The organism is Psychrobacter pocilloporae (assembly GCF_029872915.1).
GTDB classification, from domain to species: Bacteria; Pseudomonadota; Gammaproteobacteria; order Pseudomonadales; family Moraxellaceae; genus Psychrobacter; species Psychrobacter pacificensis.
The window spans coordinates 2,063,166-2,076,153 of the sequence record NZ_PGFT01000001.1 but is presented as its reverse complement, the minus strand read 5'-3'; the positions used below and the strand labels follow the sequence as shown (position 1 = coordinate 2,076,153).

Below are 12,988 nucleotides of genomic sequence, written 5' to 3'. Positions count from 1 at the left end.
TGCATGAGCACTAACTAACAGACTCTAAATCGCCAGCCGTGAAAACTTATCTTGATATTCCTTAGGCGTCAACTCTGTTGCCCGTTTGAACAAGCGAGTAAATGAAGAGATATCGTCATAGCCGACTTGATCGGCAAGAGACTTGATACTCACATCCCCCAACTCGAGCAAGCGCTTGGCTTGCTCGATTCTGACGGCCTGAATATATTCAACGGGTCGCATCGCGACGCTGGCCTGAAAGCGTCTATTCAAAGTGCGCGGAGTGATATTTGCCATGGCAGCTAGGCTGCTGACTTGTATTGGCTGCTGGAAGTTCTGCTCAATGAATTCTTGCACTTGTTTGACCAGCTGGTCTGCATGCGACTTGTGCAAGGTCACATTGGTATAGCTGTTTTGATTGCCTCGTTTGCTATCAATAATCTGAGTTTTTGCCATCTGGGTCGAGATCTCCCGTCCGCAGTAGCGCTCTATTAATAATAGCCCCAAATCATAAAAGGCGCTGCCGCCTGCTGCACAAAATATACTACCCAGCTCATCGCTTGCATGAGTGACAAACTGGTTCTCTTGTAAGTCCACCAGTGGAAAGTCTGCCTTAAATTTATTGGCATAGCCCCAATGGGTGGTGGCGACTTTATGATCTAATAGCCCTGCCTCCGCCAAGAAAAAAGCCCCGCTACAATTGCTGGCAATATCCGCGTTGGTATTCGCCAGTCGCTTTAGGTGTGGTAGCAGCTCACGGTTTTGCCTGAGTACCTTGTCTATAGAATCGCCAATGGTGGGCACCAGCAACAAGTCGCACTCCGTGACATCTTGGATATCGCAGTGCGCTCGCATCATTAAGCGGTTGCTACATCTGATATCACCGCCGCCTAAGCTTGCGATCTGCACCTTAAACCTAGGTTCAACCGCTTCATTTGAAAATCGCTGCCAGCTAACCCCTGTAAATGAAAACAAATCTAAGGCACCAGCGAGCACGCTACCAAGCACACCATCGAAGCCAAGAACGATTACATTAAATGGTTTGAAATAGGGCATCAGTTACTCGCATCTGTTATTTTTCTCACTAATCATAACGTCCATAGGAGAAATTATTTCCAAATTTATGTCACATTTGACCATGATTATGTCATAAATGACAATACGGCAGTGCGCTAATTTAGATTAATATCAATTGATAAGCATTAACCCCCTTTGTTTTGCCTGACTCAATGATGCCGTAAATATCACAGATAGGGTCATGACAGAGGGTGATAATACAAACGGATTTGCCTGATTTACGATCGTTACATGTAATCAAGAGAAACTAAAAGAGACGACTATGGCCGCAGACACCCTTATCAACGACTTTGAATTACCGTTCCAGCTGTACGATGTGCTAGGAACACAAACCCTCACTGAGCACGCAAAGTTCTCAGAGCACAGCCGCGAGACATTTGATGCGGTATTAGATACCGCAAATAAGATCGCAACGGATTTATTTTTGCCGCACAATCACTTGGCAGACAAGAATGAGCCGCAGTTCGATGGCAAAAAAGTCAGCATGATAAGCGATGTCAAAGTCGCTTTTGATGCGTTTCGTGACTCAGGTTTTATCGCTGGTCGTTACAGTTTTGAAGATGGCGGCATGCAACTGCCTGAGACAATCATGACCGCGGTGGCAGGCTATTTTATGGCAGCCAACCCGTCGACGACCGCCTATCCATTTTTGACCACTGCAGCCATCAATGTCATTTCTCACTTTGCCAGTGAGGATATCAAAGCCGCCTTTATGCCGCGTATGCTAACAGGCGAGTTCACTGGTACCATGGCGCTGACAGAGCCGCATGCAGGCTCGTCACTTGCTGACATCAAGACCACCGCTGTCAAACAAGACGACGGCTCGTACCGCATCAAAGGCAGCAAGATTTATATCTCAGCAGGGGACCATGAACTGTCTGACAATATCGTGCATTTAGTATTGGCCAAGATTCCAGGTGGCCCTAGTGGGGTAAAAGGCATCTCCTTATTTGCGGTGCCAAAGTACCGTTTGAACGATGATATGTCTGTCGGCGAGCGCAATGACGTGCATCTGACAGGACTGATTCATAAACTTGGCTATCGAGGGGCAACCTCGACGGCATTGAGCTTTGGTGACGCGGGCGATTGTTACGGCTACCTGATCGGTGATGAGCATTTTGGCCTGCGTTATATGTTCAAGATGATGAACGAGGCACGTATTGCGGTTGGGTTTGGCGCGGCGATGATTGGCTATCGCGGTTATCAGTATTCGCTCGATTACGCCAAAGATCGTACGCAGGGGCGCATTGCACCGAACAATAAACCTGAAGATGATGCGACTGCTATCATCCAGCATGGTGACGTAAAGCGTATGCTATTGGCACAAAAAGCCTATTCTGAAGGCGGTATTTCCTTGTGCTTATACGGCTCAAACCTAATTGACCGTATCAATACTTGCGAAGACGACACCCTAAAGAATGAGTTGACCGAATTGTTAGACCTCCTTACGCCCGTACTAAAAGCATGGCCGTCTGAATATGGGCCAAAAGCCAATGACTTGGGTATTCAAGTATTGGGCGGTGCTGGTTATACGCGTGAATATCATGCTGAGCAGTTTTGGCGTGACAATCGTCTCAATCCTATCCATGAAGGGACTAATGGCGTACAGGCATTGGATTTGTCATTCCGTAAGTTATGGCAAAAAGGTGGTCTTGGTATTCAAATATTAAAGCGTGAAATCACGCAAGATCTAGAAAATATCACCACGCCTGAGACTGCGGCACTCGCGGGTAAATTAACGCCTTACATGGGTCAGCTGCATGAAGTGCTGGTGCATCTAAGCAAAGTGTTGCAGACAGAAGAAGCCATTACGCTTACTGGTAACGCCCAAGCGCTGATGAATATTTTTGCCTCGATCGTGCTGAGCTGGATTTGGATTCGCCAAGCCAGTAAAGCTGAGCAGCTATTAAGCACGACGCAAGATATTGAGCAACAAAACTTTTATAAAGGCAAGATACAAGCGGCGAAGTACTTCATCGATTGGGAACTACCGTTGATTAACCGTGATATAGCCATTTTAAACAATGACAACGCTGTTTGCACCGACATGCAGGCAGACTGGTTCTAAGAACAACGCTAAGGAAAGAGCAATGACAACCATAAATAGACAATGGCGACTAAAAACAAGACCAGTTGGCGCACCAAGCACTGAGACTTGGGATTATACTGAGACAGAAATACCGACTATCACCGATGGTCAATTACTGATTAAAATTGATTATATCTCGATAGATCCTGCAATGCGTGGCTGGCTAAATGATGCCAAATCATATATCAAACCTGTCCAGATTGGGGAAGTCATGCGTGCCGGTACGGTGGGCGAGGTGATTGAAAGTAAGCATGAGAAATTTGCCGTTGGGGATTATGTCGCAGGTCACGATGGCGTGCAGTCATATGCGGTCAGTGACGGCACAGGATTGCATAAAGTTGATCCAAATCTTGCACCGCTACCTTATTATTTAGGCGTACTTGGGATGCCGGGCATGACAGGGTATTTTGGTTTGCTCAAAACAGGCCAACCAAAAGCAGGCGAGACCGTTGTGGTATCAGGTGCTGCGGGTGCCGTTGGTAGTTTGGTCGGTCAGATTGCCAAAATCAAAGGCTGCCGCGTCGTTGGTATTGCAGGCGGTAGCGAGAAATGCAAATTCTTAGTTGATGAGCTTGGGTTTGATGCAACGATCGATTATAAAAACGAAAACGTCAAAAAAGCCTTGAAGCAAACTTGTCCAAATGGCGTCGATGTCTATTTTGATAACGTTGGCGGTGACATTTTAAATGACGTACTTACTCAAATAAACCTACATGCGCGTATCGTCATCTGCGGTGCGATCAGTCAATACAACAACACGGAAGCCGTCAAAGGCCCATCGAACTATTTATCACTCCTGGTCAACCGCGCCCGTATGGAAGGCATTGTGGTGTTTGATAATATCAAAGAATATCCAATCGCCATGAAAGAGATTGCAGGCTGGATTCAGTCAGGCGACATCAAAGTAAAAGATCATATCGTTAAGGGGATTGAGACATTCCCTGATACGCTTATGATGCTCTTTAACGGTGAAAACTTCGGCAAACTGGTACTTAAAGTAGAGGAATAACTCATGACACTGAATACAAACGGAATTGCATCAGATGTAACGGGTAAGCGTATTTTGATCACAGGCGGCGCATCAGGCATTGGTGCGGCAAGCGCGCTGCTACTGGCCAGTCGCGGCGCAAAAGTCGTGATCGGTGATATGGCAGAAAAGATGGGTGAGTCTGTTGCCCAGCAAGGCCGAGATGCGGGCAACAGTATCGTCTTCAAAAAAGTAGACGTGACCAGTGGTGATGAAGTGCGTGCGTTGTTTGACTTTGCGGTAGAGACGCTAGGCGGTCTAGATGTGGTGGTCAATAACGCGGGTATCGACCACAAGCCTTCGCCCATGCATGAGCTGAGTGATGAGGACTTTGATCGCAATATCGCCGTCAATCTAAAAGGGGTCTGGCACTGCATGCGTGCCGCTGTCAATTGTATGATACCGAATGGCGGTGGTCATGTAATCAATGTGGCGTCTATCGCTGGTCTGCGTTCTGCGCCCATGTTATCGGCTTACAGTGCCGCCAAACATGGCGTGATGGGTCTGACCAAGTCGGCAGCCCACGAGTACGCCCGCGCCAATATCCGTTTTAATGCAGTCTGTCCAAGCTTTATTGATACGCCAATGGTACGCAATACCATGGCAGCCATGAATGAACGCGCACAGCAAGCAACCGTCAAAGCCAGTCCGCTGCGCCGTTTGGGTGAGGTGGACGAGGTGTCTGCCGCGATTGCATGGCTCGCTAGCGACGAGAGCAGCTTTATGAATGGCCATGCCTTTACCTTGGATGGCGGCATGTTGGCATAATTTGTGCGAAAAACGTCTAGAATATTTAAAACTATAAGGAATAGTGATGAAGGATTTATTTGATTTAACCGGTAAAATTGCCCTAGTGACAGGTGCGAGCCGCGGTATTGGAGAGTCTATTGCTCGTCTGCTGGCCTCAAGAGGGGCACACGTGATTGTCTCTAGCCGCAAAATCGATGCTTGCCAAGCAGTCGCAGATAGCATCAAATCTGACGGTCATAAAGCCAGTGCCTTTGCCTGTCATGTGGGAGATATGGAGCAAATTGACGCGATTTTTGAGCATATTAAAAGTGAGTTTGGTCAAATTGATATCTTGGTCAATAACGCTGCAGCCAACCCGTATTATGGCCATATTTTAGATACAGACTTAGCCGCTTTTGATAAAACGGTGGAGGTCAACATTCGTGGTTACTTCTTTATGTCAACAGCCGCTGGCAAAATGATGAAAGAGCAAGGCGGCGGTGTTATATTGAATACCGCGTCAGTCAATGGACTGGTGGCAGGTGATAAGCAAGGCATTTACTCAATCACTAAAGCGGCAGTTATTAGCATGACCAAGGCCTTTGCCAAAGAATGTGGTCCACTTAATATCCGTGTGAATGCGTTATTACCAGGCCTGACGGATACCAAGTTTGCCTCGGCGCTAACGACCAATGATAAAGTCTTAAAAATGGCACTACATTCGATCCCGCTGGGGCGAGTGGCGGAACCTGATGAGATGGCTGGTACGGTGCTGTATCTGGTGTCGGATGCGTCAAGCTATACCACAGGCGCGACTATCGTTGTCGATGGTGGCATGCTGGCTTAATTAGCTAGTCTATAAGACATAGGTTAGATAAGAAAGTAATTGTTTAAAACTGCATGAGATAAATTTTCATGCGGTTTTTTTGTTTTCATTTTTAATGAATTGCATAGCTACTCTTCCTACCTTGTCATTGAATAGACTATTAGTGCGAAGTAAAAATGGGCTATACCGTGGCATAATTAATTTAAATAACCAAAAGGAGTCAAATATGGATTCATTGACCAATCATAAAATAAATACTATTTCTCAAAATAAAACATGGCTATTCGTGCCAGCGACTCGCATCGATAGGATAGAAAAAGCCTTTGCTAGTGGCGCAGATGCCGTGATTGTGGATTTAGAAGATGCTGTTGCCAAGCAAGACAAAGCGGCGGCTCGAGAGGCGTTAAAAAACTACTACGATGAGCAAAATGCAAAGCAAACTTATCGGCCCATTTGGCTGCGTATCAATCAAGCGGGTAGTGAAGAGTTTTTCAAAGACATCGTGCTTTGTCAGAAAATGTCTAACTTGGCTGGTGTGTTATTGGCTAAGGCCGAGCGCGCCGAAGATATCGACAGCATACATCAGCTGACAGGTTTACCTGTAATCTCTTTGATAGAGAGTGCCATCGGGCTATACCAAATCGATAGCATGGCAAAAGCAGTAGGCTTGGCCGCTTTTAGCTATGGGTTTTTGGATCTGTGTAATGATCTACAAGTACAAGTAGGGACGCCATCAGCCGAGATAGTTGCCAATCAGATTCGCTATCAGCTTATTTTGACCTCAAAAGTACATCAGCTATCGCCGCCAATCGATACGATTTATCCTGATTTTAAAGATGAGTCAGGGTTAAGTAATCGAGTAAACTTGTGGTCAAAAATGGGTATGGCAGGGATGTTATGCATTCATCCTAAGCAAGTTGCCACTGTGCAGCAAGCCTTGCAGCCGATAGACAAAGCGCTTGCGTTTGCAACGCGGGTGATAGAAGAGTATGAAAAAAGCGGGCAAGCGGTGTTTAAAATAGATGGTGAGATGGTCGATGCGCCAGTGATTGCGCGCAGTCGTCAACTTTTGAAGAAGCAGCGGTTATTAGCAAAGTAGCAGGCAAAGCTATAATGCTTTATCATGAGCCATATCTACTCGTATATAAAAGCACATTATGATTTTTATCAATAACCATATTAGCCTCAATGATAATGAGGTAGAGATTAGTGCCATGCGCGCACAAGGCGCAGGCGGGCAGAATGTCAATAAAGTCTCCTCTGCCATCCATTTACGTTTTAATATTCACACCTCAAGCCTAAGCGATGAATACAAACAGCGATTGCTAGACAGTAAAGACAGCCGAATCACCAAAGAAGGCGTGCTCATCATCAAAGCGCAGCAGTTTCGTACGCAAGAGCGCAATAAAATCGATGCGCTTGAACGGCTGCAAAGCTTTATCAATAAAGCCACGCATGTCAATAAAACCAGACGGCCGACCAAGCCCAGTCGAAATGCCAAACGCAAACGCGTCGATCAAAAAACTCAGCGCGGCAAAATCAAAGCTTTACGCGGTAAAGTGGATTTCTAGAGAATTTGTGATACTAGCTTTTGTCATTGAGAGGTTTTGCGACACAACAGTTATACAGCAAAAGTCATCGTAGATTATGGCGGTTTTTGAGTCTATAGTGGTATAGGCGAGAAATTATCACCTATACCGTTATGCTAGATTAAATAGTTATTTAGAATGCGCCATTAAGTCCAATAAATAGGCTGGTTGAGTCATCGTCATCACCTTGTGAATGTGTGACACCAGCATTAGCGTTTAATAGACCAAAGTTTCTAGACACTCCAAGTGTCATGGCAACGTTATCATCATCAGTTTCGACCATAGGTGTCTCAAAACTAATATTAGATAGTGTATTCAAACTTGCTGTTACCGCTTCGCGATTGTCACTCAGCTGCTTTTGATAATGAATATCACCAAATAAGTTGAGGTTCTCCGTCAAGGTATGATTGGCTTTGAGACCAATCTTGCCGTATGTCGTAGAGTACTTCTGCTCATCGAACTGCATGGCAACGCCAGACATCTCTTTTTCTTTGAGTCCGTCAATTTTTACGCGGCTCGCTGTTGCACCGATATAAGGTGTGACGGCAATATTACTTACCTGCAATGGGTAGCCTGCCTGCAGGTTGGCATAATAACGTTTACCATCAGCATTTGACTTGAACTGTTGTTGGTTGCTACCAAGTGTGACAGCACGTGTGACATCGACATCCATGTTGCCAAATCCTGCAGCGCCATTTATCTGTAAATCACCAAACTTGTTGCTATGATAGACACCAAAACCAACTTCTCCTAGATCAATATCACTTAAACCTGTGCCGACATCTGAGTTTTCAAAGTCTTTTTGGGTGATGTTACCGTATAAGCCTGTCACGGCATTGGCTGAATTAGGATGAGCAAAATCTACACCAAGTAATACTTGGGTATTATTATCACTATCAAACCCTGCAATGTCTTGATTGGCGACTTCACCGACAGCCCATAGTGTACGGGCAGGTTTTTGCGCACTGCTTTGGATTTGGTTGACGTGTGACTGTAAGCGCTCATTGGTTGCAAGTCCGGTTGTCGTTGCAATATGAGGTAGTACACCGATTAGGCTAGGGGCAGTGACAACAGCATTTGCATAGTCGGCGATCAGTTGGTGGGTAGCACCTGTTGGATGAATGCTATCAGCGAAAAAGTAGGTTTCGTTGGCATCTGTTTCTACAAGAGTGTTGCGTCCACAAGTTAGAGAGCTATTGTTGTCACCACAAGCTTCATCGGTGACATTAGTGAAACCATACTGAGCAGGCGATGCAATAATCTCTTGAGTCAAGCTAAACATATCTAGCGGTATGATGTTCGCACCAGTAGCTGCTACGCCACTAAGCATAAATTGATTATATAGACTAGTAGCGCCAGTACTTTGCGCTTGTGCCACAGGCCCTTGATCAATAGCTCTAGGCGTCAGACCGATATCAGGAATATTAGGTACTAAAATGTAGTTTGCGCCATTGTCTTTCAGTGTATTAATCGTTTCGGCCTGGCTCGCTACTGCGCCAAGTATCGTAGCTTGGGCATTAGCAGGATCTTCAGCCGCCGCAAGCAAGTCATTTGCACCTGCCCACACGACATAAAGTCCATTGGGATCTACTTGATTATTATCAATATAATTATTAACTTGGCTATTGGCAGAGGCCACCGGAATACCAAAAGCAGTGACATCTACGCCTGCTCTTGCACCACCAATTGCATAATTATTACCTGTCTGACTACCATCATAAGTATTGGCGACAGCAGTAGTACCTAGTTGTTCAGCGAATGACGTTGCCCATGTATTATCAGGGTTAGTAGTAAATTGACCTGACTCTTCAAGCCCAAACGCACCTTGAGTGAGGGGGCTAAAATATCCGCCATCCGTTAAACTGTCGCCAAAAAAAGTGACACTGTCATAAGCATTTGCGTGATAAATACCAGCGATAGATAGGCTGATGGCAAGCATGCTTTTGTTAAAATTTTTGAGAGTAGTATGACCAACTATGGAGCGAGCGGTATTACGGGGCATAGCGACATCCTTGTCATTAATGTAATAGATTGTCAATGGAGTGTAACTATTTTTTAGAAGGCTAGCAATCATTTTGATTACAACATCAAAATAATATTGTCTTATTTTTACAACTTTTGTATAGTCAATCAATATTAAAAGTGGTACAAGGCGGACGAGTGCAAGTACTACAGTAGTAGGCTAAACGAGTCTAACGCTGTAACACTTTAATAGTGGTTCGACCATATCCTTAAAAAAAATCTAGCCAGCCTTGCAAGGCTGTACTATTACCTAACCATTTTATTACATACATCACTACTTTTAAGCATTCACAAAGCATCGGTATCAATAGATAGATTACACTTAGCCAAGTCGCCGACTCAACTCAGGGAAGCGTTTTATCATAAATAACATTAGGAGCAGAGCGATACTCGCAATAGCCGCGCCGACATAACCCACGCTTGATATCGAGATATGCGTCACTGCATAGCCACCAAATAGCGCACCTGTACCAATACCTAAATTGATAATACCTGAGAACATCGCCATCAGCATGTCTTGTGCATTGACATCGACCATGATGACTTTTGCCTGCATTGAGATAATCAGTAGCATGAGTGCCGCGCCCCAAAGCAGTGCACTAACACTAAGCGCCCAAACAGACGTCACGACAAACAGCAATGTCAGCATAGAGACAAGTATTAATATCGTAGATATCAGCATCAATTGAGTGTTATATCTATCACCCCAACGACTGAATATCACACTGCCCACAATGCCTGCTGCCCCAAACAGTAGTAGCACAAAAGTAGCTGCGTTTTCGCTGATATTACCGACCTGACGCATAAAGGGTTCTATGTAAGAGTAGGCCGTATAGTGTGCGGTAAAGACGAGCAAGATAAGCAAATATAGACAGACCAGTAAGGGGTTCTTGAGTAGTTCTGGAATCTTTCTAAAAGACCCCTCAAACATACTTGGTAAGGTAGGTAATAGTCTCGCTTGCAAAATAAAGACGACAAGCGCAATGACACCAATGCCGCCAAATGTCGCGCGCCAACCAAACCATTGACCCACCAACCGTCCCAACGGCACACCGAGTACCATCGCAAGCGACGTCCCAGTCGCGAGCACACTCAGCGCCATGGCTTTCTTGCCTTCGGGTGCCACACGTATGGCGATTGCTGCTGTGATGGACCAAAATATCGCATGCGACAGCGCAATCCCAACTCGGCTAATGAGCAGTACATCAAAACTCCATGCAAATACAGATAGCATATGACTGGCAATAAAGACGGCAAACAGCCCTAAGAGTAACCGTTTACGCTCAAATCGACTGGTCAATAGCATCAGCGGCAATGACATCGCTGCCACAATCCAAGCATAGAGCGTCAACATCCAGCCCGTTTCTGCTGTGGTAATAGAGAAGTCTTGGGCGATATCGCTCAATAGCGCCACAGGGACAAATTCTGTGGTGTTCATAATAAAGGCACTAACGCCCATCAAAAATACTTGAAAATACTGAGTTCGGCGAGCGTTCGCGCTCGCCTCAAGGTTATGTGTCATAAAATCCAATACAAAGCAGGTGCTAGGGCGTGTCCCTAATTCAAACGTTTATCACTAAATGGGCTAAAAATAGCTAAATCTTTGACAAACGGCGTCAAATAGCTAGTCAATATCTCGATATTAACCAGCTATTTTCCTTGTTTGTCTGCGATTTATATTATCTTTATCACCATTTTTAAAATAGGGACACGCCCTAATAAAGCGGGTGACAAGTCAAGGTGGGGCAGGTATTCTTGGAATACAAGGGTCGCGAGGCAAGATAGCAAGCCAAAGTCGATTGTAAAAGATGTTTTTTGATAAGGATTGTTAACCTAAAGCTCAGCATGAAAGGCCTAGGAAAAGAGAGTTAATAAAAAATACGCAATAGATATAGGAAAATAAAATTCAATATGAGGTGCTTTTAATCTAAAAACCTAACCATTTACTATTGAAAAATAAGTAAACATATCGGTATTTATTTTCTGCTATCTGTTGTGCTATCATCATTGAACGATCTATCGTGGGTTTAACAGTTTTGTTATTGCCGTCCGTGACAACCGTTTCATGGCAGCGTGATAAACCTTGCAACTTCCAGCACGATATAAAATAACCCTGGTAAAGCGCATGAGCCTGTACTCCGACAACCTCATTTGTGCCTGATTTTTTGCCTATTTGGGCGTATATCAACCTTTTTCGTCGGAGTTATAGGAGTCTAAGGTGTTCAATATCATGAACCACATTGCCAACCAATCTCAATATACCCGTCGTTATCACCCACGCCATCTCTTAGCACAATATGCGATCAATCAGATAGCCACACTTGAGCTACGTTCGCAAGATATTGTCAGCGCCATGGGTTATCCTATCAAGCATACCATTCCTGCCTGTGACCGCCTGCGCCATGTACTGTCGCATAGGTATCTTGGACTTGATAGCAGCTATATGGACAAATACTTTACCGCTGATGAGTTTTTGGCAAAGCTATTTGTCGTGCTTGAGATACCGTATCAGCCATTTGCAGAAGATATTGCTCAGATTAAAAATGACTTGACGAACCACTCTAATACGCTACCTAGATATAGCTTACGAGCGGAAGTGGATTTTACCTTTACGAGTGTCGATAATTGGGTGTCTCGTGGTAATGCTGCACGTTTGGCTCACATACGTCTCCCAGATGGATTTGCCAAATTAGACGATGCTCAACGTAAATCAGTGATTCAAGACAGCATCTGCGAGCATTATCAGCAGTATGAGGGCAGTTTGCCATACGATGGTGTTATCAAAGGTTATCGACTGACGATTGAACAAAACAACCATGTGGTTGATCATGCAGATTATGGCTTACCAAAATCCAGCAGTATCTAAAATGCTGTGAGTACATGAAGAGTGTAGTAATCTAAGCTCATCGACTAAGAAGCCTTAGTATAAATTAGAAGACTCAGTATAAAAAAGCCTCACTTTATCGTGGGGCTTTTTGGTTCTTTGCATTAAATTTTTTTGTTTAATGCTTCAGGTTTAGAGATGGCGCGCCATAAAATCACAAATAGCGCATCAAACTCTGCATTTAATGGCGTCTCTGTTTGGCGAATGGTATGCATTAAGCCAAGTCGACTAATAAATCCCATAAATACATCGAAGAGTATGTGCAGTGGGACAGTGTCATTGAGCACCCCACGATTTTGACCATCTTCTAATACCGCCAAAAACGCGCCAATTAACTCTTTGTTTTCATAGATTGCGATATTACGTATACGCGAGGCCGACACAGAAGACAGTACCATCACCGCATCTGGATGCGAGTCGACAAAATCAAAGCAGACCCACAGCGTCTTACGTAGACGATCTTGTACGCTATCAATCCCTTGCAGATGATCCATGATGCGAGCGGCTAATCTGCCGAGCACAATATCCATAATGGTATAAAACAGCGTTTGCTTGTCCCCGAAGTACTTGTAGAGCGTTTGCAAGGAAACATTTGCAGACTTTGCAATCTGCGCCATCGTCACCTCATTAGCATCAAATCCTGCAAAGACTTTACGAACGGCTTGCTCAATTTTATCCAAAGTTGCGGGTCGCATATCGGATAGGGGTGCTAGCGATCGCGTTTGCGTGGGGCTATCTGACTGATTAAAGGTTTTCATATTTATCG

11 protein-coding genes are annotated in these 12,988 nt (G+C 44.8%); 7 read left to right on the top strand and 4 right to left on the bottom strand.

Annotated features, from left to right (window positions below; genetic code table 11):
- Window positions 1–24: 24 nt before the first annotated feature.
- Window positions 25–1,035, bottom strand: a complete 1,011-nt coding sequence (locus CUR83_RS08825) for a GlxA family transcriptional regulator (protein WP_186474284.1) — start codon at window positions 1,033–1,035, stop codon at window positions 25–27.
- A gap of 283 nt (window positions 1,036–1,318) precedes the next feature.
- Here CUR83_RS08825 and CUR83_RS08820 point away from each other — a divergent pair, with 283 nt between their 5' ends.
- The 6 genes from CUR83_RS08820 (at window position 1,319) to arfB (ending at window position 7,298) form a co-directional block, all read left to right on the top strand.
- The gene (locus CUR83_RS08820; protein ID WP_284719501.1) at window positions 1,319–3,124 is read left to right on the top strand and encodes an acyl-CoA dehydrogenase family protein; all 1,806 of its coding nucleotides are present in this window, start codon (window positions 1,319–1,321) and stop codon (window positions 3,122–3,124) included.
- Between the two features lie 22 nt (window positions 3,125–3,146).
- Window positions 3,147–4,154, top strand: a complete 1,008-nt coding sequence (locus CUR83_RS08815; RefSeq protein ID WP_071001822.1) for an NADP-dependent oxidoreductase — start codon at window positions 3,147–3,149, stop codon at window positions 4,152–4,154.
- Between the two features lie 3 nt (window positions 4,155–4,157).
- Window positions 4,158–4,940, top strand: a complete 783-nt coding sequence (locus CUR83_RS08810; RefSeq protein WP_071001821.1) for an SDR family NAD(P)-dependent oxidoreductase — start codon at window positions 4,158–4,160, stop codon at window positions 4,938–4,940.
- Between the two features lie 46 nt (window positions 4,941–4,986).
- Window positions 4,987–5,748, top strand: coding sequence for an SDR family oxidoreductase (locus tag CUR83_RS08805; protein WP_071001820.1), 762 nt, complete (start codon window positions 4,987–4,989; stop codon window positions 5,746–5,748).
- Between the two features lie 205 nt (window positions 5,749–5,953).
- Window positions 5,954–6,826 (top strand): HpcH/HpaI aldolase/citrate lyase family protein, encoded by an 873-nt coding sequence (locus CUR83_RS08800; protein ID WP_223335269.1) that lies wholly within the window; start codon window positions 5,954–5,956, stop codon window positions 6,824–6,826.
- A 58-nt stretch (window positions 6,827–6,884) separates the two neighbouring features.
- A complete protein-coding gene (gene arfB, locus CUR83_RS08795) occupies window positions 6,885–7,298 on the top strand; it encodes an alternative ribosome rescue aminoacyl-tRNA hydrolase ArfB (RefSeq protein ID WP_223335270.1) in 414 nt (137 codons plus the stop codon).
- A 151-nt stretch (window positions 7,299–7,449) separates the two neighbouring features.
- Here arfB and CUR83_RS08790 read toward each other — a convergent pair whose 3' ends face one another.
- Window positions 7,450–9,318 (bottom strand): autotransporter domain-containing protein, encoded by a 1,869-nt coding sequence (locus CUR83_RS08790; RefSeq protein WP_284719500.1) that lies wholly within the window; start codon window positions 9,316–9,318, stop codon window positions 7,450–7,452.
- A 342-nt stretch (window positions 9,319–9,660) separates the two neighbouring features.
- Window positions 9,661–10,860 (bottom strand): sugar transporter, encoded by a 1,200-nt coding sequence (locus CUR83_RS08785; protein ID WP_093068287.1) that lies wholly within the window; start codon window positions 10,858–10,860, stop codon window positions 9,661–9,663.
- A 708-nt stretch (window positions 10,861–11,568) separates the two neighbouring features.
- On the opposite strand from CUR83_RS08785, the gene CUR83_RS08780 reads away from it, so the two are divergent.
- The gene (locus CUR83_RS08780; RefSeq protein WP_093068291.1) at window positions 11,569–12,204 is read left to right on the top strand and encodes a hypothetical protein; all 636 of its coding nucleotides are present in this window, start codon (window positions 11,569–11,571) and stop codon (window positions 12,202–12,204) included.
- A gap of 122 nt (window positions 12,205–12,326) precedes the next feature.
- Here the strand turns inward: CUR83_RS08780 and CUR83_RS08775 are convergent, their stop codons facing one another.
- Window positions 12,327–12,980, bottom strand: a complete 654-nt coding sequence (locus tag CUR83_RS08775; protein ID WP_093068295.1) for a TetR/AcrR family transcriptional regulator — start codon at window positions 12,978–12,980, stop codon at window positions 12,327–12,329.
- Window positions 12,981–12,988: the final 8 nt, after the last annotated feature.

Excerpts from the sequence above, each read along its gene's own strand:
- arfB (WP_223335270.1), top strand. The coding sequence starts at position 6,885 with ATGATTTTTATCAATAACCATATTAGCCTCAATGATAATGAGGTAGAG.
- CUR83_RS08775 (WP_093068295.1), bottom strand. The coding sequence starts at position 12,980 with ATGAAAACCTTTAATCAGTCAGATAGCCCCACGCAAACGCGATCGCTA.
- CUR83_RS08800 (WP_223335269.1), top strand. The coding sequence starts at position 5,954 with ATGGATTCATTGACCAATCATAAAATAAATACTATTTCTCAAAATAAA.
- CUR83_RS08820 (WP_284719501.1), top strand. The coding sequence starts at position 1,319 with ATGGCCGCAGACACCCTTATCAACGACTTTGAATTACCGTTCCAGCTG.
- CUR83_RS08810 (WP_071001821.1), top strand. The coding sequence starts at position 4,158 with ATGACACTGAATACAAACGGAATTGCATCAGATGTAACGGGTAAGCGT.
- CUR83_RS08780 (WP_093068291.1), top strand. The coding sequence starts at position 11,569 with ATGAACCACATTGCCAACCAATCTCAATATACCCGTCGTTATCACCCA.
- CUR83_RS08790 (WP_284719500.1), bottom strand. The coding sequence starts at position 9,318 with ATGCCCCGTAATACCGCTCGCTCCATAGTTGGTCATACTACTCTCAAA.
- CUR83_RS08825 (WP_186474284.1), bottom strand. The coding sequence starts at position 1,035 with ATGCCCTATTTCAAACCATTTAATGTAATCGTTCTTGGCTTCGATGGT.
- CUR83_RS08815 (WP_071001822.1), top strand. The coding sequence starts at position 3,147 with ATGACAACCATAAATAGACAATGGCGACTAAAAACAAGACCAGTTGGC.
- CUR83_RS08785 (WP_093068287.1), bottom strand. The coding sequence starts at position 10,860 with ATGACACATAACCTTGAGGCGAGCGCGAACGCTCGCCGAACTCAGTAT.
- CUR83_RS08805 (WP_071001820.1), top strand. The coding sequence starts at position 4,987 with ATGAAGGATTTATTTGATTTAACCGGTAAAATTGCCCTAGTGACAGGT.